Origin of the sequence: Pseudoalteromonas sp. P80D2, from assembly GCF_036680945.1 — a bacterium.
Taxonomy (GTDB): domain Bacteria; phylum Pseudomonadota; class Gammaproteobacteria; order Enterobacterales; family Alteromonadaceae; genus Pseudoalteromonas; species Pseudoalteromonas shioyasakiensis.
Window position 1 is genome coordinate 57658 of sequence record NZ_JAZDAR010000034.1, and the last position, 23128, is coordinate 80785.

25 protein-coding genes and 1 pseudogene are annotated in these 23128 nt (G+C 40.2%); 16 read left to right on the forward strand and 10 right to left on the reverse strand.

Annotated features, from left to right (window positions below; genetic code table 11):
- The first annotated feature begins 12 nt into the window (after positions 1 to 12).
- The 12 genes from VRK28_RS09185 (at position 13) to VRK28_RS09240 (ending at position 9729) form a co-directional block, all read left to right on the forward strand.
- Positions 13 to 1836 carry a copper resistance system multicopper oxidase gene (locus tag VRK28_RS09185; RefSeq protein ID WP_013465888.1) on the forward strand — a complete coding sequence of 608 codons (1824 nt, stop codon included), beginning with the start codon at positions 13 to 15 and terminating at the stop codon, positions 1834 to 1836.
- Complete coding sequence (locus VRK28_RS09190; RefSeq protein ID WP_004589262.1) at positions 1833 to 2693, forward strand: copper resistance protein B; 861 nt, start codon at positions 1833 to 1835, stop codon at positions 2691 to 2693. The genes VRK28_RS09185 and VRK28_RS09190 overlap by 4 nt, the downstream gene beginning before the upstream one ends.
- Positions 2694 to 3352: 659 nt before the next feature.
- Entirely contained in the window at positions 3353 to 3775 is a 423-nt protein-coding gene (locus tag VRK28_RS09195) for a hypothetical protein (protein WP_332393809.1), read from the forward strand.
- A gap of 296 nt (positions 3776 to 4071) precedes the next feature.
- A complete protein-coding gene (locus VRK28_RS09200; RefSeq protein WP_332393810.1) occupies positions 4072 to 4485 on the forward strand; it encodes a MerR family transcriptional regulator in 414 nt (137 codons plus the stop codon).
- Between the two features lie 101 nt (positions 4486 to 4586).
- Positions 4587 to 6830, forward strand: coding sequence for a heavy metal translocating P-type ATPase (locus VRK28_RS09205; RefSeq protein ID WP_332393811.1), 2244 nt, complete (start codon positions 4587 to 4589; stop codon positions 6828 to 6830).
- Positions 6831 to 6841: 11 nt separating this feature from the next.
- On the forward strand, positions 6842 to 7195 hold the full coding sequence (locus tag VRK28_RS09210) for a cupredoxin domain-containing protein (RefSeq protein ID WP_239977758.1): 354 nt from the start codon (positions 6842 to 6844) through the stop codon (positions 7193 to 7195).
- A gap of 8 nt (positions 7196 to 7203) precedes the next feature.
- Positions 7204 to 7557 carry a P-II family nitrogen regulator gene (locus VRK28_RS09215; protein ID WP_332393812.1) on the forward strand — a complete coding sequence of 118 codons (354 nt, stop codon included), beginning with the start codon at positions 7204 to 7206 and terminating at the stop codon, positions 7555 to 7557.
- The gene (locus VRK28_RS09220) at positions 7547 to 7882 is read left to right on the forward strand and encodes a DUF2933 domain-containing protein (protein ID WP_063529849.1); all 336 of its coding nucleotides are present in this window, start codon (positions 7547 to 7549) and stop codon (positions 7880 to 7882) included. Before VRK28_RS09215 ends, VRK28_RS09220 begins: the two co-directional genes overlap by 11 nt.
- Complete coding sequence (locus tag VRK28_RS09225; protein WP_130244332.1) at positions 7875 to 8540, forward strand: methyltransferase family protein; 666 nt, start codon at positions 7875 to 7877, stop codon at positions 8538 to 8540. The genes VRK28_RS09220 and VRK28_RS09225 overlap by 8 nt, the downstream gene beginning before the upstream one ends.
- Entirely contained in the window at positions 8524 to 8946 is a 423-nt protein-coding gene (locus VRK28_RS09230; protein WP_130244331.1) for a hypothetical protein, read from the forward strand. The genes VRK28_RS09225 and VRK28_RS09230 overlap by 17 nt, the downstream gene beginning before the upstream one ends.
- 10 nt (positions 8947 to 8956) lie before the next feature.
- On the forward strand, positions 8957 to 9328 hold the full coding sequence (locus tag VRK28_RS09235; RefSeq protein ID WP_019677951.1) for a hypothetical protein: 372 nt from the start codon (positions 8957 to 8959) through the stop codon (positions 9326 to 9328).
- A 50-nt stretch (positions 9329 to 9378) separates the two neighbouring features.
- Positions 9379 to 9729, forward strand: a complete 351-nt coding sequence (locus tag VRK28_RS09240; protein ID WP_062566151.1) for a hypothetical protein — start codon at positions 9379 to 9381, stop codon at positions 9727 to 9729.
- 216 nt (positions 9730 to 9945) lie between these two features.
- Here the strand turns inward: VRK28_RS09240 and VRK28_RS09245 are convergent, their stop codons facing one another.
- The gene (locus VRK28_RS09245) at positions 9946 to 10677 is read right to left on the reverse strand and encodes a MauE/DoxX family redox-associated membrane protein (RefSeq protein ID WP_016708238.1); all 732 of its coding nucleotides are present in this window, start codon (positions 10675 to 10677) and stop codon (positions 9946 to 9948) included.
- A 1-nt stretch (position 10678) separates the two neighbouring features.
- Positions 10679 to 11200 (reverse strand): DUF305 domain-containing protein, encoded by a 522-nt coding sequence (locus VRK28_RS09250; RefSeq protein ID WP_008109672.1) that lies wholly within the window; start codon positions 11198 to 11200, stop codon positions 10679 to 10681.
- A 698-nt stretch (positions 11201 to 11898) separates the two neighbouring features.
- On the opposite strand from VRK28_RS09250, the gene VRK28_RS15925 reads away from it, so the two are divergent.
- Both VRK28_RS15925 and VRK28_RS09255 read left to right on the forward strand, forming a co-directional pair.
- A complete protein-coding gene (locus tag VRK28_RS15925; RefSeq protein WP_353683143.1) occupies positions 11899 to 12018 on the forward strand; it encodes a hypothetical protein in 120 nt (39 codons plus the stop codon).
- A gap of 56 nt (positions 12019 to 12074) precedes the next feature.
- Entirely contained in the window at positions 12075 to 12215 is a 141-nt protein-coding gene (locus tag VRK28_RS09255; RefSeq protein WP_229677580.1) for a cupredoxin domain-containing protein, read from the forward strand.
- A 91-nt stretch (positions 12216 to 12306) separates the two neighbouring features.
- Here the strand turns inward: VRK28_RS09255 and VRK28_RS09260 are convergent, their stop codons facing one another.
- From VRK28_RS09260 to VRK28_RS09290, 7 genes are all read right to left on the reverse strand, one after another.
- Complete coding sequence (locus VRK28_RS09260) at positions 12307 to 15417, reverse strand: efflux RND transporter permease subunit (protein ID WP_016708236.1); 3111 nt, start codon at positions 15415 to 15417, stop codon at positions 12307 to 12309.
- A 54-nt stretch (positions 15418 to 15471) separates the two neighbouring features.
- Positions 15472 to 16386, reverse strand: coding sequence for an efflux RND transporter periplasmic adaptor subunit (locus VRK28_RS09265; protein WP_016708235.1), 915 nt, complete (start codon positions 16384 to 16386; stop codon positions 15472 to 15474).
- 2 nt (positions 16387 to 16388) lie between these two features.
- Positions 16389 to 17717, reverse strand: coding sequence for a TolC family protein (locus VRK28_RS09270; RefSeq protein ID WP_029216105.1), 1329 nt, complete (start codon positions 17715 to 17717; stop codon positions 16389 to 16391).
- A 69-nt stretch (positions 17718 to 17786) separates the two neighbouring features.
- Positions 17787 to 18149 carry a hypothetical protein gene (locus VRK28_RS09275; protein WP_016708233.1) on the reverse strand — a complete coding sequence of 121 codons (363 nt, stop codon included), beginning with the start codon at positions 18147 to 18149 and terminating at the stop codon, positions 17787 to 17789.
- A gap of 45 nt (positions 18150 to 18194) precedes the next feature.
- Entirely contained in the window at positions 18195 to 19094 is a 900-nt protein-coding gene (locus VRK28_RS09280; protein WP_016708232.1) for a cation diffusion facilitator family transporter, read from the reverse strand.
- Complete coding sequence (locus tag VRK28_RS09285) at positions 19087 to 19815, reverse strand: transglutaminase-like domain-containing protein (protein WP_016708231.1); 729 nt, start codon at positions 19813 to 19815, stop codon at positions 19087 to 19089. The genes VRK28_RS09280 and VRK28_RS09285 overlap by 8 nt, the downstream gene beginning before the upstream one ends.
- 12 nt (positions 19816 to 19827) lie before the next feature.
- Positions 19828 to 20481: a cation transporter gene (locus tag VRK28_RS09290; protein WP_016708230.1), complete on the reverse strand. Its 654-nt coding sequence runs from the start codon at positions 20479 to 20481 to the stop codon at positions 19828 to 19830.
- Positions 20482 to 20563: 82 nt separating this feature from the next.
- Here VRK28_RS09290 and cadR point away from each other — a divergent pair, with 82 nt between their 5' ends.
- On the forward strand, positions 20564 to 20953 hold the full coding sequence (gene cadR, locus VRK28_RS09295) for a Cd(II)/Pb(II)-responsive transcriptional regulator (RefSeq protein WP_016708229.1): 390 nt from the start codon (positions 20564 to 20566) through the stop codon (positions 20951 to 20953).
- Positions 20954 to 21084: 131 nt separating this feature from the next.
- A pseudogene (locus tag VRK28_RS09300) lies at positions 21085 to 21447 on the forward strand (recombinase family protein).
- A gap of 334 nt (positions 21448 to 21781) precedes the next feature.
- On the opposite strand, the gene VRK28_RS09305 reads toward VRK28_RS09300, so the two are convergent.
- Positions 21782 to 22984, reverse strand: a complete 1203-nt coding sequence (locus VRK28_RS09305) for an IS256 family transposase (RefSeq protein WP_332393815.1) — start codon at positions 22982 to 22984, stop codon at positions 21782 to 21784.
- Between the last annotated feature and the right edge of the window lie 144 nt (positions 22985 to 23128).

A 23128-nucleotide genomic window follows, 5' to 3' on the forward strand; every position in this document is an offset into this window, starting at 1 on the left:
TCGGAGAGTAAAATGAGAATTAAAGATCCATTACATCAAATTTCTACACCGCGTAGACGCTTTGTACAAGGTTTAGCTGCTGGCGGTATATTAGCTGCTTTTCCAAGCATTCTTCATGCTGCTTCATCTTTAGTGGCTGGAACAATAACAGGTACTGTGCCCGAACTAAGTGGAGAAATAATAGATCTGGTGATAGATGAGTCACCCGTAAACTTCACAGGTGTTGTAAGAATGGCTACAACAATCAATGGCTCAATACCAGCTCCTACCTTGCGCCTCAGAGAAGGTGATGACGTTACTATCAGGGTAACTAATAAATTATCAGTGCCGAGTTCAATTCATTGGCATGGGATCATTCTTCCGTATCAAATGGATGGCGTACCGGGTATTAGCTTTAAAGGTATAATGCCGGGTGAAACCTTTGTTTATAAATTTAAGCTGCAACAAAGCGGCACATATTGGTATCACTCACACAGTGGCTTTCAAGAAATGACAGGTATGTACGGCGCATTAATTATTGAGCCAAGAGAAAAGGATATTATTAGTGCTGACAATGAGCATGTTATCCAATTGTCTGATTGGACTGATGATGACCCAATGGATTTGTTCCGCAAGTTAAAAGTACAGAGCGATGTATTTAACTTTAATCAACCTACTGTTCCAGAGTTTTTTGATGACATTTCAAATAGCAGCGTTTCAAATGCGCTACAACGCCGGGAAATGTGGAATAAAATGAGAATGAACCCTACAGATCTTGCAGACTTATCAGCATCTGCAATGACTTTTTTAATGAATGGTTGTGCGCCTTTGACAAACTGGCGTGGAATGTTTAAAGCTGGCGAAAAGGTTAGGCTTAGATTTATTAACGGTTCTAGCAATACGTTTTTTGATGTAAGAATACCTGAGCTGAAGTTAACAGTTGTACAAGCTGATGGACAAAATGTTGAACCTGTGACAGTAGATGAATTTAGATTTGGTCCCGGTGAAACTTATGATGTACTTGTCGAGCCAAAAAATGATGCATATACGATTTTTGCACAAAGCATGGATCGCTCAGGTTATGCTAAAGGTACTTTATCAATGGCACCTAATATTGATGCACCAGTACCTGCTCTAGATCCCGTTGAATGGTTAACGATGACAGATATGATGGGGAATATGGCCCAAGGTGGTGAGCATTCCGCGATGGCAGGTATGGCAGACATGTCGGGCATGAATTCTAATAAAATGGATCATAGTGCAATGGGTCATGGAGCGATGGCAATGGATCATAGTAAACATGGAATGACTAAAAACCCATTAGCTGTTGCTAGCACTAAAGTGCGTCATGCAAAAACAGAGTATGGAGCTTCTGTTGATATGCGTGTTGATATGCCTAGAACAAACCTTGATGATCCCGGTATAGGTTTACGTAAAAATGGACGCCGTGTTTTAACACTTGCAGATTTACATTCTCTTGAGGGAATTACAAACCAGCAAGAGCCAGAGGCTGAAATTGAATTACATTTAACTGGAAACATGGAGCGTTATAGCTGGTCATTTGATGGCTTGGAATTTGGAAAAAGCACGCCAGTTCACATGAAGCATAATCAACGTTTAAGAGTTATTTTACAAAACGATACAATGATGACACATCCCATGCACCTGCATGGTATGTGGAGCGATTTGGAGAATGAAAAAGGTGATGTACAGGTTCGTCGCCATACTATCCCTGTACAACCAGCGCAAAGAATTAGTTTTTTAACAACACCTCATGACGTAGGTCGCTGGGCATGGCATTGCCATTTATTATTCCACATGGATGCAGGTATGTTTAGAGAGGTAGTTGTATCATGAAAAAATTAATACTAACCAATACGTTAAGACTATTATTAATAGGTTTGCCCCTTATAAGTGTATCTGTATCTGCAAAAGATGAGATGACTGAGATGGGTGATTCTAAAATGCAAGCACAAGGTGGAGATGCACCTAAAGATGCTAGAGACCCCCATGCTTATGCAGCAGGTACAACTTTGACTGAAGGTCCTTATGCACTCAGTAGCGACAAACGACTGACTTTGGCAGATGAGCATTCATTTTACGCGCTACTAGGGGATCGTCTTGAATATAATGAGCAAACAAACGCAGGTGTTTTTGACTTTCAGGCATGGTATGGCACTACTTTTGATAGATTAGTCATCAAAACTGAAGGAGATTTTAGCGAAGGTAATTTAGAGGAGAACCAAACAGATTTTCTATGGGGCCACGCAATATCTGCTTATTGGGATACACAAGTCGGTATTCGACTTGATTACAATAACGAAGGTGAAAACCGCAAATGGCTAGCTTTTGGTTTACAAGGTCTAGCCCCCTACTGGTTTGAAATTGATATGACTGCGTATTTAGGAGAGCAAGGTAATAGTGCATTTTCGATCGAAGCTGAGTATGAGCTATTACTTACTCAAAAGTTAATTGTTCAACCACGAGCAGAGTTGACGCTTTACGGTAAGGATGACGTCCAAAATAACCTTGGTAGTGGCTTGTCTAGCAGTGCTATTGGTTTTCGGGTTCGTTATGAGTTTACCCGCCAGTTTGCTCCCTATGTTGGCGTTGAGTGGACAAATAAATTTGGTAATACAGCCGACTTTGCGAAGTTAAATGGGCAAAGTACTCGTGATACTGCTTTTGTTGCAGGTATCAAGTTCTGGCTCTGATATGAAGAAATACTATATTGACTTGATGAGAGCTACCGCAACTATATTGATGGTAGCTTTCGTTTTTTGGGATTTAAACCATTTTAGTTATGTTAGGAAAGGCCTAGCTAATAGTTTTTTTGGAAAGAACTAAGAGCAGTAATAGTAAGCTACTTCTTGTTTTCAATCGGTGCCAGTCTGGTGTATACCTATCAAGGTGGAATATCAGCTAAGAAGTAAAGTTGGCGAATGGTTAAGGTTAAAGAGTCAAGGCAAAAAACATCGCCATTGAAAGACGTACAATAGGCCATTTTATCACTTTTGATGAACGGGAATTGGATGTGCCCGGGATAGAACCGATTGTTGCAAAGTACTGCGCTTAAAGCTGAACAATTGGAAAAATGATCCATTACTCAATACCTAGTTATGAGCGTAGGGTTTTTATTTCTTTTAATGGTGCTCATGCTTGGCTTCAATCTCATGAGTATAAATTAGACACCCCTTTTATACTTGTGAAGTTAAAGCTGTTTAAAAAAGTAAAAAGTAAAAAGTAAAAAGTAAAAAGTAAAAAGTAAAAAGTAAAAAGTAAAAAGTTTAGGTTTTAGTTCAAAGGTTGATCAAGATCATAAAATTATTTTTATAAAGTGGCTAATATTGTAGGTGATAAATAAGGAATTAAAATGTTTGGACTTTTCAAGTGGTTTAAAATAGTGGTAATTACTCTGTTGCTTACGCAGCATGGCTTTGCTATTGCTAAACCAATGAATTGTGAAGAACATCAAAATGGATCTTCCGACACGCATATTATACAACCAAGCAAAAATATGCATCATCAATCAATGAATGACAATAGTCACTATCACACTGAAAATTCGCAAGATTCTAAAAACCGTCATGGTGATGAAGTATGTGAAAAATGCAAAGCTAGTGATTGTGTTTGTTGTGAGGGGGGATTTTGTTCAAGCTTTCATTTAAATGCCTATCTTGTGCAAGCGCAAGAGGAAGGTATTTGCAATATTTACTCTGAGCTATTTCTACAGCGTACACCTCTACCAAAATCTGGTATCCATCTCTTACTTTATCGTCCACCAATTATTGGCTAATCACGGGATCAGTGCGCCTTTTTTTCGCCACTCCCATCAAAAATAGAACGATTTATTCATTGGTTTAAATAACCAACTGTTTTGAACGATTAGTACGATATTTTGAAGGCACTATGAAAATTCTCAAACTATTGCCATTTACAGTACTTAATGCTGTCGATTTTGGCCGAGATTTCTCTTTTACCAAAAAATTAGTTTTTAGCTTATTCACTAGAATTAGTACTTGACCTGTGTCTTAGACACAGGTCTAAGCTGAAGATGAGAGTACAAACTTATCTAAAAACTGAGGAGTGAATATGAAAGTTGCGGAGCTGGCAAAAAGCCTTGGAACGACTGCTGATACGGTGCGCTATTACACCAGATTAGGATTGTTAAAACCTGCTAAGTCAGTGAACGGCTACAAGTCATACTCGAATAAAGAAGTATCGAGACTTAAATTCATTTTAAGTGCCAGAAACCTTGGTTTTTCCGTTGCTGATATCAAGCAAATTCTTAATGAATCTGAAGATGGTAAAAGTGCGTGCCCATTAGTCAGAAGCCTGATCAAAGAGAGGCTTGAAGAAACAGAAAAACAGTTTCAAGCAATGTTGGCACTTCGAGGAAAAATGTCTTCAGCTCTTTCTCAATGGGAAGAAATGGAAGACAAAGCGCCGACTGCAAACATGGTTTGTCATCTCATCGAAAACTTTGAGCAAATTAAAAAGGCATAGGAGGAAAAATGGTGACTACTAATACAAATATAGAAACCGAATCAGGCTGTTGCTGTCAGGCAAAAGCTCAATCCTCTTCGTGTAAAAGTAAGGAGAATACGTTGGAGAAAGTATCACATAACCAACAGCTCATCATTGAAGGAGCTGGGTGTGCTAGCTGTGTAGGCAAAATTGAAGGGGCGTTAAAGGCAACTCTTGGTGTAGTCAGTGCGGAAATGAATTTTGCTGATAGGACTGTAACAGTTTCTGGGACAGCTAAGACAGAAGAATTGATCAAAGCTGTTGAGTCTGTGGGGTATAACGCGAAGCCAATTGATGATAGCTCGGCAGCAGATGCGCTTGACGAGAAAGAAGCGGCTGATTGGGCATATTATAAAAAACTAATGCGCGATACGTTTATTGCCCTTTCACTCGGTGTTCCTTTGATGATCTACAGCATTGTGGTTGGAGAAATGACGGTTGAAACAAACCTTGAACGCATGTCTTGGCTGGTTGTAGGCATTTTAACTTTTGGTGTTATGTATTTTTCAGGTAAGCATTTTTATGTTGGCGCTTGGAAAAGCTTTAAAAACCACTCCGCTAATATGGACACTTTAATAGCTTTAGGAACAGGTACAGCTTGGGTGTATTCGATGGTTGTCGTGTTTGCACCTGACGCCGTTCCATTAATGGCACGGCATGTTTATTTTGAAGCTACCGCCATGATCATTGGCTTAATTGATTTAGGTCTGGCATTAGAAATAAAAGCCAGAGGTAAAACCTCTGAGGCCATTAAGCGTCTTATCGGCTTGCAGGCCAAAACGGCAACCGTAGTTCGTGATAGCAAAGAAGTTCAGATTGGTATTGAGCAGGTTTTACTTAACGATATTGTAAAGGTAAAACCGGGCGAAAAAATTCCCGTCGATGGTGTGGTATTGGAAGGGCACACCTCTATTGATGAGTCCATGCTGACAGGCGAGCCTATGCCTGTTGAAAAAGCCGAAGAAGATGAGGTTGTCGCTGGTACTTTGAACAAATCAGGCATGATTATGTTTAAAGCCACACGTGTTGGAAAAGACACGGCGCTTGCGCAAATCATCAATATGGTGAAACGAGCACAAAATTCTAAACCGCCGATTGGCCGCTTGGCTGATGTTATTTCAGCTTTTTTCGTTCCTGTTGTCATGATCATCTCTGTGTTAAGTGCGCTAGCATGGCTTAACTTTGGACCTGAGCCAGCAATTGCTTTTGCCATCGTATCAGCAACTACTGTACTCATTATTGCCTGCCCATGTGCTTTGGGCTTGGCAACGCCCATGTCTGTCATGGTCGGAGTAGGAAAGGCCGCAGAAGCAGGCGTGCTTATTCGAAACGGTGAAGCACTGCAAACCGCCTCTAAAATCACTGCCATGATTTTAGATAAAACGGGCACTATTACTGAAGGGGCACCTAAGGTAACCGATATTGTTTTAGCAAAAGCTACGGACGAAAAAGACGTACTACAGCTTGCTGCAAGTTTAGAGAGCGGCTCAGAGCACCCTTTAGCGCAAGCGATTGTTGAAAGTGCGTTAGATAAGGATATTGAGTTACTAAAAATTGAAGCGTTTAACGCCATTACGGGTTTTGGTGTAGAAGCAAACTGCAACAATAATGCCCTGCTTTTCGGAAACGATAAACTAATGAAGTTAAAAGGCATAGACCTCACAGGCTTTGTTGAACAAGCGCAGTCTTTAGCCAAAGAAGCCAAAACACCTATGTACTTTGCTGTAGATGGTGAACTTGCAGCAATCATTGCTGTTGCAGATCCTATTAAGTCAGACTCAATCTCTGCTATCAAACGACTTCAGGCTAATGGTATACGCGTCATCATGTTAACGGGTGATAACAAGGAAACCGCTGCTGCTGTTGCCAAAAAAGCGGGTATTAGTGAGTTTCTTGCTGAAGTGCTGCCAGAAGATAAAGCCAACAAGGTGAAAGAGCTACAAGAAGGCGGCGAAATTGTTGGTATGACAGGAGATGGCATCAACGATGCTCCTGCGCTAGCGTTAGCCGATGTTGGCTTCGCAATAGGCACAGGGACTGATGTAGCTATCGAAAGTGCTGACATTACCCTAATGCGTGGTTCACTTCATGGCCTAGCTGATGCCATAGCGGTAAGCAAAGCTACTTTACGAAATATAAAACAAAACTTGTTTGGCGCGTTTGTCTATAACGTAGCCGGGATTCCTTTTGCTGCGGGGATTCTATATCCCTTCTTTGGCATTCTGCTTAGCCCTGTAATTGCAGGTGCTGCAATGGCGTTTTCGTCATTGACTGTAGTGTCAAATGCAAATCGACTTCGCTTGTTTAAAGCAAAAGAGAATTAAGGAGAAACACGATGATGTTAATTAACTTATTAGGCTTAGTGTTAATCGCACTGATTGTTTGGTGGTTTTGGCTATTCAAACCCAATAAAACAATTGTTCAAGGTAATGAAGTACTCATTGAAGTGAGGGATGGCGTGTATTCACCATCCTCAATCCAAGTGTCTGCTAGTCAACCTGTCACTCTGAAGTTTATGCGCAAAGATCAATCACCCTGCGCTGAAACAATGCTTATTCCATCATTGGAGGTAAGCGAGCAGCTTAAATTAAATGAAATTACTCAAATTACTTTATTGAACTTATCACCGGGAGAGCATGAGTTTCATTGTCAGATGCAAATGTATCGCGGTGTCTTAAAGGTTGTTTAGGAGGGTTTATGAACATGAAAAAAGTGACCGCCATTTTCGATGAAATGGTGTTAACACGAGTAGAAGAGGCACTACTTTCACATGGCTATAAAGGCTTTACCATTCATAAAGCAACGGGCAGAGGTGCATATGCTGATACTTACAACAGAAATCACTTATCAGCACATATAGTTATGACAATTTATGTTGCTTTTGATGATGCAGAACATGTTGCTAAAGTTTTGCTTGATGCAGCGTATACCAACGTTGAAGGAGAAGGACTAGTTAGTATCTCCCCTGTGGATAATCTCTTCTGGATAAATTCTAAGTCTGAAGCTTCAGCGGAAGATTTAAGGTCAATAGGAGGCCAATATGAAAAATGAGCACCCTAAATTTTGGTCAACACCCACGGGTTGGGCTGCATTGGTGCTTATTGCGGCAGCCACCTATTTTTTAATCTTTGAACATGGACAGCATGTACTGCAATTTCTTCCTTATTTGATTTTATTGCTATGCCCGTTGATGCACGTATTTATGCATGGCAGTCATGGCAAACATGGCCACGATCATTCACATGCGCCTGATGAGAAAAAGGAAGAGAGCTTTCAAGAACTCACGGATAAAAATGCTGCCTATCGTGACGGCTACATACAAGGTTTAGAAGAAGGACGTAAGGAATCACATAAAAAGGAGAACAGTGATGAATGAGACATATGATTATGGCTTATGGTCAATGGTGATACTGAACTCAGCAATTTTTATCTTTTTTGCCTTTAGTTTTGTCAAACCAAAAACATCTACTGATTGGCGAAGCCTTGGAGCGTTCTCCGCCTTTATTGTTGCCCTATTTACTGAAATGTATGGCTTTCCTTTAACTATCTATTTTCTATCGGGATGGCTGACGGAGACCTATCCAGAAGTTAACTTCTTTGCGCATGAAAATGGGCACTTATTGCATACTTTCTTTGGTTTTGAAGGTGATGCCCATTGGGACCCATTTCATATAGCGAGTATGGTATTTATTGTTGCTGGCTTCTTTATGTTGTCTTCAGCATGGAATGTATTACATCACGCGCAAAAAAATCATCAATTAGCGACCACAGGATGGTATGCAAGGTGTCGTCATCCACAGTATGTAGCATTCATTCTAATCATGTTCGGCTTTTTATTGCAGTGGCCGACCATCCCAACACTTGCGATGTTTCCAATCTTAGTCGTTGTTTACGTCAAGCTAGCGAAACGCGAAGAAGCACAAGCGATTGCCGAGTTTGGTTCGGAGTACCACAGATATATGGAATCGACACCAAGTTGGATTCCAAATTTTAATAAAAACATAGAAGGTAAAAATCATGAAAACGTTAGGTAAATCAATTTTATTTGTCAGCTCACTATTGGCGGCCACAAGTTTATTTGCTCAAAACAATGAGCATAAACATGAAGGTGCGAATAATTCTGATATGCATCAAGGCATGGCAATGTCGCATGAAAATATGGAAAAAATGCATAAAAAGATGATGGAAATGAAAAAAGAAGTTTTAGCAATTAAATCTGAACAAGATCCTGAAAAGCAAAAAAGAATGATGCATAAACATAGACGTTCAATGATGAAAATTATGCAGATCATGCATCGAGATATGGAAGACAAACCTATACATAAACAAATTGCAATGGCTGAACATCATCTGGAAATGATGGAAAACATGATGCCGCAGATGAACCGGAAAATGGAAGAAATTAAAGATAGCAATCAACAGCATTCACACAAACATTAGGAGAAAAATTATGAGCGATTTAGATCATAGAGTTGGCGTTAGAGAGCAGAATTTAGTTGTTCGAAATCTAAAGCTTAGCAATGTCACAGAAGAAAGCTGTGACGAGTTAGTAAAAGAAATAGATCAGCTTTTTGGTATAGATGAAGTTAGTTACAACATCAAAGAAGGTGAAATACACCTTGCCTATGATGCCGCAAACGTAAGCCTTGATGGGATTGAGGAGGTAATCCGTAAGTATGGCGCAGATGTTCATGATGATTGGTGGACACATACTAAAGAAAGTTACTATAAATTTGTTGATCAGAACATCAAAGATAACTCTGTTCATAAGCCTTGGAGTTGTCATCAAGCACCTTCGGGGGCTGGCCGGAAAAACAAATGAATTCATAAAAAAGTGTATAGATAATTAGTTAGTCAAATGAGGTAACAGTGATGAAAACACCCTATATAAAAGCTCTTTTATTGCTTACATTCGGTTTATATTTAGTGGGTTGTTCTAATACCACTTTTTATCATAAATACATGATGAGAGGTCAGGTAGTAGAAAGTTCTGATAATCGAACTCTAATCTGTATTGGTGCTAAGCATGGCGCAGAGGTTGGGCAAAAATACAGTGTTATTAGATTCCATGAAAGAATAGTATTGAGTGAAGGTGACGATCCCTACACTATCGAAAAGGTAGGAACGGTACAAATTACTAAAATTGTGAATGATCATTTCGCAACTGTAAAGCTAGTGTCTGGTGACATTGCAGCGAAAGATATGGTGGAACTTGAAAACTAATAAAGTGGTGGCGAAAGCCACCACAAGAGCATAACAATAAAACTTAATGAAAAAGCTTTAGTGTTATTTTGTACAACCTTTGAGATTGTTTGCTCAGTTCTGGTTATCTTGATGCCAGTACGACAGAAAAAATGTTACATATGGATTAGAAAGGTGTGGGCTGGCATCCTAGGTCTAATCTTAACAGTTAAGGAGCCGCCGAATAGAGCTATACCTTTACATCAGCAGCATAATCAATGCTCCCGCGATCATAAATAAGTTTTCAGATAGCGATACAAATCCAAGTGGCACACTACTATCGCCGCCTACACAGGCACACTTTAACTGGCGTTTGTCAATGTAAACGGCTTTGAAAACTGAAATTGCTCCAACTGTGCCGATAAACAATGAAAATGGTGCCACTGCGAGAGGCTGTAGTTGGGCAACCATACCAATACCTGCATATGCTTCAATGAAGGGATAAATATAACCATATCTTATCCATCTCATCGCTAGTAAATCATAAGTAATAAACGAATTTGTGAAACTGTATAGGTCTTTCAGTTTTTGCACCGCTAAGAGCGTCATTGAAAAAGCTATAAATAGCATCAGTGTTCTGATGGAGATAAATGAGCCGGAAGCAAAATGTTGAGATGCGACAGCAAGAAGTGCAGCTATCGAGAAAATGGCTACAACTGGCGTGTAGGTTGTGCCAGTTTGACCTGCTTCATCTTTACCAAAATACTCTCTTAAGTCATCGTATCCTCCGACACGCTTTCCTTCAATAAAGGTTTGTGGCGTAGTTTTGACATCATGCTTATCTTTGAAGTCATCAGCTTGTTGTCTTGACGTGAGCTTATGATCTTCTACATCATACCCTTGCCTCTCCAGCAAATCTTTCGACCTTAAACCATAGGGGCAGATATGTTCGTCAGTGACCATTCTGTACAGGGTAGCTGTCTTAGTCATCTTAGTCTCCTTTGTTCAGTGTGCCTTCAAACTTTGGGAGCGGTCGTTGCTCAGCCTGAGCTTGTGAGCTGACCTTTCCATTTTCAGAAATATCCTTAATCAGCCATTCCATTTCTTTTATTTCTTTTCGTTGGGCTTTAATAATACCATTTGCCAATTCACGCACGCGTACATCCTCCAAAGTTGAATGCTCACTAGTAAGAATAGCAATGGAGTGATGAGGAATCATCGCTTTCATGTAGGCAGTGTCAGAAATTGTGCTTTGAGAGCGAACAAGATAAAGACATATGGCGAACAGTATTGTCGCCAATAGAAAAATAGCCATGTTGAGCTTCTTGTTACTGTACATGCCAAGCATAAAGGCCAGCATGATCATTGCCATACCTGCTCCCATATACAACGCCATATAGATACGCGTTTCACTAAACCATATATGTGATACTGCGTAAGTGTTGAGATACATCATGACAAACATAGCAATGGTTGAGGTGATGATCATTGCAGCAAATCTTGAGTATTTCATAAGTAATCCTTACATTGATAGTGTAAATATTTCCCACTGTTAGCCTATTATTCTCTACATGTGGTCATGTTCTCGAAAAATTGCAAGTAATGAGCCAGTATCAATAAGAGTATTTGTAATACGATTGACTCAATTTCAGCGCAATTATTGTGAATCAGTACTAATCTACACATTTCGGTGTAAGAGTTTATGGGCAAAAAATCTTCTTTGAAGGAGATCAAATCAGCTTATATTTAGAGTTTGAGTTTTGAACTTGTGATAGACACAGGCGGAATTGGCTTTAGTTAACAATCTAATGTGGGAACTCAAAGTACTACAAGCTGAGCTTCAACAAATGTAAGCTCGTGTACAAGTGAAGACACAGTTAAAGCATGTGGAAGAATTAATCTTGATAGTTAGAGTTGTCATTTATTTCACTTTTTAAATGAACGAATATTGATCTTTTATCTCGTTCATGTCCGAAAGCTAAAAGTTTCCTACACATGAAAGTGGTTTTGCAAGAGTATCTACTAGAGAACAAGATTTGAATGCTCAACTGTTCAGTTGGGCTATTATGGTTGTAAAAAAATATTATAAGGCAATGTGTCTGGTACTTCGGTTAGAAATGAAAAAAGTTAAAGAAGCTAATCGATTTCATCAGGTAGGGTGATGAGGTAATAGTTACTCGCCTTGATCGGCTAGGCCGATCATTAAAGTCTATTCTTGAGGACATTGAAAGTACTCACAAACGGGGCGATTGTTCAAAGATTATTAATGGTTCTGTCAGTACAAAAAATGATAATCCGTTTACCAGTTTCATTCATAATCTGCGCAATTAGCAATAATGACGTGCGTTCATAACGGTCATAAAGAGCAATCCCCCTGCGCTGAAATAATGCTTATTCCTTCATTGGATATAAGCGAACAGCTTAAGTTAAATGAAATTACTCAAATTACCTTATTAAACTTGTCACAGGGAGAGCATGAGTTTCATTGTCAGATACAAATGTATCGCGGCGTCTTAAAAGTAATTTAGTTTTAAATAGGTCTTTTTACACACCTGAACGAGCAAAAGTAACTTAACAAAAGGCTTCTCGAAAACATTACGAGAAGCCTCTAAATTAAAGTTAAGATTTGTATTTACTGTAAACAATTCTATATAGAACAGGCAAAACAACTAAAGTAAGTAAAGTAGAGGAAATAATCCCTCCAATTACCACCGTTGCTAATGGCCTCTGAACTTCAGCCCCAGTTCCGACGTTTAATGCCATAGGAATGAAACCTAAGCTAGCAACCAAAGCGGTCATTAATACAGGGCGAAGCCTGATAGTTGCACCTTCGATAATTGAGTTTATTAGCTCTCCTGTTTCAAGTAATCGCTGTTTAATGAATGACAGCATCACCAGTCCATTTAATACAGCTATCCCTGAAAGAGCGATAAATCCAACAGCAGCAGAAATTGAAAGAGGCATGTCTCTTAACCACAAAGCCAATACGCCGCCTGTAAGTGCTAAAGGCACACCACTAAATATGATCAGGGCATCTTTTATTGAACTAAATGCTATGACAAGCAGTGTCAAAATTACAAACAATGTGGCAGGTACTACGATGGATAATCTTTGCGTTGCACTCTCAAGTTGCTCAAATGTTCCGCCGTACTCAAGCCAATAACCAGCAGGCAATTCAACATTTTGTTGAATTTTTTGCTGTGCCTCTTGTACGAATGAGCCTAGATCTCGGTTTCTAACATTTGCTGTAATTACAATTCGTCGCTTACCATTTTCTCGGCTTATTTGACTTGGAACTGTCGTATAATTTAACTCTGCAACTTCGCTTACAGGTACAAACTCACCACTTTCTGTCGCGATTGGCAAATTACCTAGCTGATCAAGGTTGGCTCTCAACAGCTCAGGATATCTAACTACAATTTCAAATCGACGATCACCTTCGAATATTAACCCTGCGCCTTCACCTGACACGACTGTTTTTAACCAAGACTGTAAGTCGCTTGCATCCAACCCGTATAGCGCTAATGCTTCAGGCTTGGGGTTAACGGTAAAGATAGGCACGTCATCAACTTGTTCGAGCCGCGCATCAGCAACACCTGAAATTGTATTGAGTGTAGCCAAAACTTCTTGTGCAGAAATGACAAGTTGGGATAGATCATCACCGTAGAGCTTAATCCCTAAATCAGCTCTTACTCCGCTAATTAATTCGTTAAATCGCATCTGAATTGGTTGAGTAAACTCATAATTATTGCCGGGAATAGAGCTGAGATCTTTTTCCAGCCTTTCAACAAAATCCTCTTTCGTTAAATTAGGGTCGGGCCATTGCTCTCTCGGCTTTAATATCAGAAAAGTATCAGTCACATTTGGCGGCATCGCGTCTGTCGCAACTTCTGCTGTGCCCGTTTTTGAAAACACCGTAACAACTTCATCATATTTCATAATTTGTTGTTCAAGTACCTTCTGCATTTCTACAGCTTGGTCAATACCCGTGCCCGGAATACGCATCGCGTGCAGTGCAATGTCACCTTCATTAAGTTGAGGAACAAATTCAGATCCTAATTTACTACCAAGTAATATGCTAAATGTCACAAGTAAAGCAGCGCCGCAAACAACTAGCCAACGTAGTTTTAAAGCCCACTTCAAAACAGGACTATAAACTGACTTAGCGCCGACAATTACTGGACTTTCTTTTTCGCTGATTTTGCCTTTCAAGAATAAAGCAACCGCAGCGGGGACTAGCGTGAAGGTAAATACCATTGCAGACAATAGAGCGATTATCACCGTTGCGGCCATCGGATGAAACATTTTGCCCTCGACACCCGATAAGGTAAACAAAGGTAAATAGACAATCGTTATGATCAATACGCCAAAAACACTAGGTCGTATAACCTCATTGGTAGCAGAATAAACAATGTCTAGGCGTTCTTTCAGGGAAATGACAGAACTATTTCGTTTTTGGCTTTCTGCTAACCGCCTAATGCAGTTCTCAACGATTATTACCGCGCCATCGACAATCAATCCAAAATCTAAGGCTCCCAGACTCATTAAATTCGCAGAGACTTTGCTTTGAACCATGCCCGTGATTGTTGCCAACATTGCCAAAGGAATTACTGCGGCGGTAATCAAAGCGGCGCGTATGTTACCCAGTAATAGGAACAATACGAAGATAACCAGTAATGCACCTTCAATAAGATTTTTCTGTACGGTGCTAATTGCTTTATCAACCAGAGTTGTCCTGTCATATAAGGGAACTATGGACACGCCTTGAGGTAAACTGTTTTGGATTTCACTAAGCTTGTCACCAACAGCCAATGCCACCGAGCGTGAATTTTCTCCTACCAGCATCATTGCGGTGCCAATCACACTTTCCTTGCCTTCCAGTGATGCAGCTCCTGTCCTTAGCTCTTTTCCTATCGCAACTTCGGCGACATCTTTAACTTTTACAAGTGTGCCGTCGTCGCTTTTTATAATGACGTTTTGGATGTCTTGAATAGATTGCAACTGAGCTTGTGAACGAACAAGAATTTGCTGTCCGCTTCTTTCGATGAATCCAGCCCCTTGATTTGCATTATTTCGCATTATTGCATTTGATAGTGCTTCACTGGTAATACCGAAGTGCAACATCCTTAACGGATCGGGATTGATATGGTATTGCTTTTTATAGCCACCAATTGCATTGATTTCCGTAATCCCTTTAACCAATGCAAGTTGTGGTTTCACTACCCAGTCATGGATCTCCCTTAACGCCATCGCATCATAGGGTAAGCCATTATTCTGCTTTGCACTTTCGTCGGCAGTTATACTGTACATGTATATTTCACCGAGGCCCGTAGCAATTGGTCCCATTTCTGGTTCAATGCCAAACGGTAGTTGCTCCTTAATTGCGCTAAGTCGCTCATTGATTAGGTTTCTGGCAAAATACAAATCTGTGCCTTCTTCAAACACAACAGTCACTTGCGACAGGCCATATCGAGAAAGTGAACGGGTATAATCCAGCTTAGGTAAACCCGCCAAGCCCGTTTCGACGATAAACGTAATCCGTTGCTCTGTTTCCAAAGGTGAATAACCTTGAGCCTGCGTGTTTATTTGTACCTGTACATTGGTTATATCTGGCACAGCGTCAATAGGTAGCTTCTGATAGTTCCATATTCCTAAAGCGATGATAAACAAGGCCATAAGCAACATAGTACCACGTCTACGGATAGATAATTCTAGTATCCAAGCGATCATATTTTCACCTCGATAATACTGAAGCCAATATGTAGAGGACAAAAAGGTCGGAGATTAGTGTTCATGTCCAGCCTCCGATTTTTTTAGATCAGCAACTAGCAGATAACTGTTCTTTACAACCACACTTTCGCCGACGTTCAAACCGTCGATGATAGCAATATTGATAGCGTCTGAAGCGCCAGTTTTTACGGCGCTAGGGTGGTATTCATTGCCTTCTTTAATAAAAACAACATCTTTGCCTTCAAACTCTTGAATGGCTCCTTTTGGCACAACAACTGGAGCAGAGTGTTGACTGGTCGTAACCGCACCTTTAATTACAGTGCCAAGCGGCCACTTGTTGGTTTTGTTATCCAATTTTACAAATGCCAATGAGTATGGCTTGTCGTTTAGTGATGGTGTTAAATAGCTAATTTGCGCACTTTGATTAAATTCAGTGCTATGAATTAGCACCTGCTGGTTAGCGTTAACCTTACTTAGCTGAGTAGGAAACACTGATAGTTGTGCCCAAACCACGTCAAAATTGGCTATTGTCAGCAAGTTTTCACCATTTGTAAGCTCGCCAATATTGGCTTGCCTAGCGACTATACGCCCAGACATTGGTGCTTTTATCGAATATTGATTTAAGCTCTCATTGGATTCAATCACTACCAACGTTTCACCTTTTTTGACCTCTTCGCCGAGATTGACTTTTACTTCCTTAATAACACCATCGAATCTAGCGTTAACGTGCGCAAGTGAGGCAGGATCGGCAACGATTTTTCCATATACAACTTCTTCGTTATGAATAACACCGCTAGTTGCTGCTACTGTTTCAATGCTGTTTTGTTTAGCCATCTCAACAGACATAGAGACTATTTCATCTTTGTGTTCTTCACTGGCTGAGGTCGTGATGGAGGTGAAACCAATTACAGCAACAAGCATTAATTTGAAAAGGCTGATTGGTGAATTTAATATATTTTTCTTTTTCATGATTAATTCTCAATAAAGCTTGAAAGTTGGCTTTCTGTATTGCCGGAAGAAATTAATGGAATGCCTGATAAGGACTCAATGGAGGCGCTTTGTTTGTGAACCTCACTTGCGGCAAAAATAAGCGCATATTGCATCTCAATAAGCTCTTTTTGAACTGAAACTAGCTCTAAATAACTAAAGCGCCCGTCCGAATAGGCTTTTTGCACTAATGACAAAGCACTTTCTTGAGGCGGAATAATACTGGTTTGTAAGGTTTCAACCGTAAGGCGAGCCTCTTCCTGAGCCGCATAAAATGTCGCTAATTGGCTGTAAATTGCTCGCTCACTGGCTTTCCGTTGCTGCTCAACTTCATCGAGTTTTGCTTTTTGAGATTGATAGCTGCCTCTATTTCTATCACTCGTAAACAGAGGGACGCTAATTCCTGCAACCAACGCAGTCTCATTGCTACCTTCAAGTCTTTTCACACCTGCGCTCCACGTTATATTAGCGTGGCTTTGTGCGTTGATTGATTGTAATTGAGCTTGCTGAATTCTCGATTGCTCTGCATAAGCTAATATATGAGGACTTTGAGAAAGTTGAGCCATGATGTATTCGAGTGATATTGTTTTGGGAAGTGCAAATAAATCGCCTGATACACGAGAGAATTGCGGTGATTGTTCTCCCCACATAATAGCTAACTTACGAACACTGGCCTCTAACTGCTTGGAAATGGTTAGCGTCTTTAGTCGAGCTGTTGCTAAAGCTGCATCAGCTCGTTTTTGCTCTGATGACGGTGCCGAACCAACACGAACTTTTTTGGAGACAGTTTGATAGGTTTCTCGTGCTAGCTTTTCTGCATTTTCATTGACGAGCATGATTTGCTGTAACGTCAAAACATCGATATAGCGAGCTGCTACTTCACCCAAAATATCGAGTGTTTGTATTCTTTTTTCAACAGCTATTGCTTGCTGTTGGGCATTAACATAAAGCTTTCTGCTATTTACCTTATCTCCCAATTCCACCACGGAAGATATTGATAAGGTAAGTTCAGCGTCGCTGAATCCAGATACATCACCTGTACCTGCAAAGTTTTCCAATTCAGCGCTGACGTTATATTCAGGTTTTAACCCTGCGGTAGCTAACTCGCCGTCTAAACGCTTTTGTTTGTATTTAAAAGCTGTTAGCTGTGGGTTGTTTGCAAGTGTTCGTTGTATTGCCTCTGACAATGAAACTGAATCAACAGTTAAGTCATTTGCAAATACATTATTAGTTGTCACTAAAAACGACAACAGAAGCAACCGTTTTACTTTCTTCCAAGCAAGTACGGGGGCCTTAAAATAAGACATATTCATATTTTGTCCTGTTTATTTTATGAAACGAGCGTTGGCTTCACCGCCTAACGCGCCAATTAAATAAAAGGACTAACTTTTGGGAGGTCGAAGTAATCTGGAAGGGGGAGCTTCAATGACTACTTTTAAATAATCAAATACCTGACTTGATTTGAAATCAATGTCTCTACTGATGTAAACATGCGTAGCAAACTGTACATGCGAGCCATTGCAGTGTCCGCAATGATGACAATCAGCGGGGTTGTGTTGGTCATTATCTGCTGATGATTGTATTAATTTTTCAGAAGAAATGTGGTCATCTAAAGCATGAACATGCTCGGTTTTTATATGCTCGGAATCAACAATATGAACATCAGCAACTTTTGCCACAGCAGAAAATGACTGAAGTAATATCAGCACTATCATGATGTATGCAGGGAATTGTTTAATATTCATTTCGTTTCAACTATCTCTTAGTTATGCCAATGTTAACACTATCGTTTAGCTTGCGTCACGACATTGCTCGTCTATGAACTCTATTTCAATTGTTGTATGAGCAAAATCAAACTCTTTAAGCTCCTGTCGCAACTCTAGCTTGTACGATTTCAGCTCTTCGTTAGATATTTCAGTGTTTAAAACAATATGGGCGGTTAAAACGTTGTGTTCACCATCAAGTGACCAGATGTGTAAGTGATGTACTTCACCCACAATGGCTTTAGAAACTATTTTCGATTTAATATTTTCAATAAGATCAATATCTGGTGTCGCTTGCAAGAAGAGCATAAGTGTCGTTTTCAGTGTTCTTACAACATTAAATAAAATAAAAAGGGTAAACCCAATTGATAAAATAGGATCGAGTATGGGCCATTCAACAAACATCAATACGATTGATACAATAAATATAGCTATCCAACCTAAAACGTCTTCAAGCAAGTGCCAGTTTAAAACTCGTTCATTTAAGGTCTTTCCATGACTTAGCTTATAGGCAGCGTAACCGTTTACCACCATGCCAAAAATAGCTAATAAAAGCATTCCTTCGACTTGAGGCATTTCGGGGTTAGCTAATCTTGGTATGGCCTCAATTAGTATAAAAACAGAACCAACAGTTAATACCAAACCGTTAATCAATGCGCCAAGCAATGAAAAGCGCTTGTAACCATATGAAAACTGGCTAGAGGCAGGCTTGTTACTGAGCTTATTTAATCCCCATGCGGTGCCTATGGAGATGCTATCTCCTAAATCATGGATAGCATCTGCCATGATTGCCGTACTATTGGTTAACCAACCTCCGATAAATTCGATGATGGTAAACGTGAGGTTTAGAAAAAAAGCCCAGCCAATGCGTCTCGAAGCGTCCTCATCATTGTGAGGGTGATCATGACCGTGAGAGTGGTTATGCATGTTGAGCCTCGGCGGTTACATTTTTTCTTCTAAGCCTTTGTACATTCCAATTAATGATATGACGGATAAAGTTTTGGTACGCCCAACGTTTAATACCCGTTAGATTGGTTCCCTGCTCAGCATAGAATTCATCGGGTGAGTCATAAAAGCCAAAGTCGTCGTGTATGCCTTCTTTTTGAATATAAGTATCTTTACCAACCCAGTTCGTCTCTGGGTTACTTATGCAGGTAGTAGCTATTCCATAACCACAAAAATTATCTTTAGCTTGACTGAATTTGGATTGAATTGAACTTAGGTAAGCTTCGTCGAGAATGAAGCCTTCTAAATTGATCCACTTACCTTCATAGAGCACTTCTACCCAGCTATGGATAATGGATTTTGGGGCAAGCCAAAATACATAAGAAGGAATAGCGCCTTTCTGAAGCTGTTGGTCAATCGTGAAACCATGAAATCGGCACTGAATACCAAGCGCTCGGAATAGAGCCATTAACAAGTTTCCCTTGGTATTGCACTGTCCATAGCCATCCGCTAAAACTTCACTCGCAGATATATCATCGCTGCGGTTGTAACCAAACTGAATCTCATCTTTAACAAAGGTGTAAGCAGCTCCTATTGTGTTGTATTCATCCATTGTATTCCAATTCCGATCTGCTATTAGAGATTGGATGCTGTGATCATCTAAGTCTAATATTTGTGTTTTCTCTAAATAATTAGCACTCATTATCCATCTCCTTTAAGAACATGATTTTGATTTACTTCCACTACAGCTATTGTTTTCGCTTGTTAACTCTGCGTTGCTCAGCTCTTTCTTCGCATCAGTAATAATCAGGTAAGCCCCTCTTAAAATTAGGGTTGCAATCACACTACCAATCACAATGTCAGGCCAGCGAGAATCAAGTAGCATCACTAAAACACCAGCAGCAATGACCCCCAAGTTTGCGATCACATCGTTGGCTGAAAATATCCAGCTTGCACGCATATGGACTTCACCATTGCTTTGCATTCTGATTAAAACTAAACAAATGACGTTTGCTATTAATGCTACAAAACCAAAGCCGATCATGAACCAAGAGTGAGGCTCACCTTCTCCGAGTCTTCTTACTATGTCAAAGATTACCAGTATTCCGAGTGTCAGCTGAAAGTAACCGCTGATAAGGGCTGCATTGGCTTTATGCTTTAAAGATCGGCTCACGGCATATAGAGCAATACCATAGACAATTGCGTCAGCCAGCATATCCATTGAATCTGCTATCAAAGCCGTTGAGTTTGCATATAGGCCCACAGTAATCTCAACGCAGAACATAACCGCATTAATACCTAGCAACCAATACAGCACATGTTTTTGTTTCGCATCTTTTAGTTCGACTTCGCAACCACAACCACTCATTGCACGGCCTTAGTTATTTGCTTGATAACTTAACTATAAAGTCTATAGTGACTATAGAGTCAAGATTTAGGACTAAAGTTTTATGAAGATAGGTGAACTTTCAAAAACGACAGGGTGTTCGATACAAACAATTCGGTATTACGAGAAAGAAGGGTTGCTTTCAACTCCTGAACGTACTGAAGGGAATTACAGGTTATACGGTGAACGGGCTTTAAAAGAATTAGAGTTTATAAAGCATTGCCGAAGTTTGGATATCCCTCTAACAGATGTTAAACGCCTTATGGAACTGAAAAATAAGCCAGAAGAAAGCTGTGCAAGTGTTAATAAGCTCATTGCTCAACAATTGGCCTTAGTTAACAATCGAATGAGAGAACTCAAAGCACTAAAAGCTGAGCTTCAACAAATGGCAAGTTTGTGTACAACTGAAAACACCATTGAAGCGTGTGGAATAATTAAGTCACTTGATAGTTAGAATTGTCATTCATTTTCTATCCGTGTTGTGTACGAATAACTATATTTTATTACGTTCATGTACGAAATTTATTTAATGTACTTTCGTTCACTTGATTGTTAAGATGTACGAAAGTTACAGGTTTCGTATATATGAAAGTTGGTTTTGCAAGAGTTTCAACTAAAGAACAAGATTTAAATGTTCAACTGTCCAAGTTGGACGCTCAGGGCTGTGAAAAAATATTCCAAGGCAAACAGTCTGGTGCTTCGATTCGAAATGAAGAAAAGCTTTAGGAACTCATCGACTTTATCAGGGAAGGTGATGAAGTTATTGTTACTCGCCTCGACCGTTTGGGACGGTCGTTAAAATCTATTCTTGAGGCAATTGAAAGCATCCATAAGAAAGGTGCTTGTTTGAATATTATCGACGGCTCTCTCAATACCAAAAATGATAATCCGTTTGCCACTGCCATGATCAACCTATGTGGAGTATTTGTGACTGTGCATAATGATTGAGATTGATCTCATTTTAGACTGAAAGGTTTTAAAGGGATGCCGCCAATCTCTCTTTTTATGAAAGTATGATTTTTTAATCATAATATCTGAGACTCAATCAGTTATATTACGATAATTTGATGCTATTTGCTAACGGCAGCTCCTCCGACATTGCGGACATTAGCATCAATGAATACCTTATGACTTCACTTAGCCAAAAGCGGAAGTTAGCTTTTGAGTTATTAACGAAAATTCAGAGTGTAAAGCAGACGTTGAAGAGTCAATAATAAACTTCAATTTAAACACTCTAGTGCATTAACGAGGGCGTTCAAAATTCTGTGTCAGATAATAACGCCTAAATATCCAAGTACCCATCTAAGCGACCATCAAAATGGATCGCGAGTTGCGACAGTGTCATGTTCCAATTTTGGATTGGCATTGTCCATTTCTTAGAAGCATTCAATATCCCAGCATAAAGCAGCTTCAGCAAGCTATTTTCGTTAGGGAAGCCGCCTTTGGTTTTCGTTAATTTGCGGAACTGGCGGTGCACCGCCTCAATCGCATTGGTGGTATAAATCGCCTTGCGAACGTACTCAGGGTATTTAAAGTAAACAGACAAGTTCTCCCACTTAGCTCGCCACGAGCGCAGCACGATTGGGTATTGCTCTCCCCATTTATCTTCTAAACGGTCTAATTCCAGCTCAGCCGCTTCTTTGCTGACCGCACGATACACAGACTTTAAGTCAGCCATAAACTCTTTCTGGTGTTTTGAGGCCACGTACTTGATTGAGTTACGGATTTGATGAATAACACACTCCTGTACTTCTGTATTCGGGTAGATGCTAGCAATCGCCTCTGGAAAGCCTTTGAGGCCATCAACACAGGCAATAAGAATGTCTCTAACACCGCGGTTATGCAGGTCAGTCAGTATGGAAAGCCAATAATTAGCGCCTTCTGACTCGGATAAATGCAGCCCCAGTAGCTCTTTCTTGCCTTCAACATTCAAGCCTAAGATGGTGTACACCGCTTTGCTGACGTAGCGACCATCTTCTTTCACTTTAAAGTGGATCGCATCGAGCCAAACAAATGGGTATAGCGCTTCTAACGGCCGCTGTTGCCATTCTTTTAGCTCGGGTATTAAACGGTCTGTAACACCCGTTATTGTGGCTTCAGAAACATCAATACCGTACATGTCTTCAACATGGCCACGAATATCACGATAACTCATGCCGAGCGAGAACATGGACAAGATTTTGCGGTCAATCTCGTCCGTTAGCTTGGTTTGATTTTTCTTTACCAACTTAGGTTCATAAGAGCCTGCGCGGTCTCGTGGCGTATCAAGCTCAAAAGCACCGACAGAAGACTTTACGGTCTTTTTAGTAGAGCCATTTTTGCGGTTAGGCTGCTCATCACTCTCCATATGTTGTTCAAGCTCAGCTTTCAACGCCGCTTCGGTTATTTGTTTGATAAGGGGGGTTAAAAAGCCATCTTTACCGGTTAGGTCTTGGCCTGCTCGCAGCGCTTCAACTGCTTTGTCTAAATCGAATTCTTTGCTCATGTATCATTCCTCTTTTGTATATTCTAATGAAATGACACAGATTTCTAAACACTACCGCATTAACGGCTGCAACTAATTTTGTCGTTCTAGAATTGGCGGAATTTTGCTGTTCCATATGAGAAGTAAACACACCAGTCACCATTC

Coding starts and splice junctions, on each gene's coding strand:
- VRK28_RS09185 (WP_013465888.1), top strand. CDS start 13: ATGAGAATTAAAGATCCATTACATCAAATTTCTACACCGCGTAGACGC.
- VRK28_RS09190 (WP_004589262.1), top strand. CDS start 1,833: ATGAAAAAATTAATACTAACCAATACGTTAAGACTATTATTAATAGGT.
- VRK28_RS09195 (WP_332393809.1), top strand. CDS start 3,353: ATGTTTGGACTTTTCAAGTGGTTTAAAATAGTGGTAATTACTCTGTTG.
- VRK28_RS09200 (WP_332393810.1), top strand. CDS start 4,072: ATGAAAGTTGCGGAGCTGGCAAAAAGCCTTGGAACGACTGCTGATACG.
- VRK28_RS09210 (WP_239977758.1), top strand. CDS start 6,842: ATGATGTTAATTAACTTATTAGGCTTAGTGTTAATCGCACTGATTGTT.
- VRK28_RS09215 (WP_332393812.1), top strand. CDS start 7,204: ATGAACATGAAAAAAGTGACCGCCATTTTCGATGAAATGGTGTTAACA.
- VRK28_RS09220 (WP_063529849.1), top strand. CDS start 7,547: ATGAAAAATGAGCACCCTAAATTTTGGTCAACACCCACGGGTTGGGCT.
- VRK28_RS09225 (WP_130244332.1), top strand. CDS start 7,875: ATGAATGAGACATATGATTATGGCTTATGGTCAATGGTGATACTGAAC.
- VRK28_RS09230 (WP_130244331.1), top strand. CDS start 8,524: ATGAAAACGTTAGGTAAATCAATTTTATTTGTCAGCTCACTATTGGCG.
- VRK28_RS09235 (WP_019677951.1), top strand. CDS start 8,957: ATGAGCGATTTAGATCATAGAGTTGGCGTTAGAGAGCAGAATTTAGTT.
- VRK28_RS09240 (WP_062566151.1), top strand. CDS start 9,379: ATGAAAACACCCTATATAAAAGCTCTTTTATTGCTTACATTCGGTTTA.
- VRK28_RS09245 (WP_016708238.1), bottom strand. CDS start 10,677: ATGACTAAGACAGCTACCCTGTACAGAATGGTCACTGACGAACATATC.
- VRK28_RS09250 (WP_008109672.1), bottom strand. CDS start 11,200: ATGAAATACTCAAGATTTGCTGCAATGATCATCACCTCAACCATTGCT.
- VRK28_RS09255 (WP_229677580.1), top strand. CDS start 12,075: ATGCTTATTCCTTCATTGGATATAAGCGAACAGCTTAAGTTAAATGAA.
- VRK28_RS09260 (WP_016708236.1), bottom strand. CDS start 15,417: ATGATCGCTTGGATACTAGAATTATCTATCCGTAGACGTGGTACTATG.
- VRK28_RS09265 (WP_016708235.1), bottom strand. CDS start 16,386: ATGAAAAAGAAAAATATATTAAATTCACCAATCAGCCTTTTCAAATTA.
- VRK28_RS09270 (WP_029216105.1), bottom strand. CDS start 17,717: ATGAATATGTCTTATTTTAAGGCCCCCGTACTTGCTTGGAAGAAAGTA.
- VRK28_RS09275 (WP_016708233.1), bottom strand. CDS start 18,149: ATGAATATTAAACAATTCCCTGCATACATCATGATAGTGCTGATATTA.
- VRK28_RS09280 (WP_016708232.1), bottom strand. CDS start 19,094: ATGCATAACCACTCTCACGGTCATGATCACCCTCACAATGATGAGGAC.
- VRK28_RS09285 (WP_016708231.1), bottom strand. CDS start 19,815: ATGAGTGCTAATTATTTAGAGAAAACACAAATATTAGACTTAGATGAT.
- VRK28_RS09290 (WP_016708230.1), bottom strand. CDS start 20,481: ATGAGTGGTTGTGGTTGCGAAGTCGAACTAAAAGATGCGAAACAAAAA.
- cadR (WP_016708229.1), top strand. CDS start 20,564: ATGAAGATAGGTGAACTTTCAAAAACGACAGGGTGTTCGATACAAACA.
- VRK28_RS09305 (WP_332393815.1), bottom strand. CDS start 22,984: ATGAGCAAAGAATTCGATTTAGACAAAGCAGTTGAAGCGCTGCGAGCA.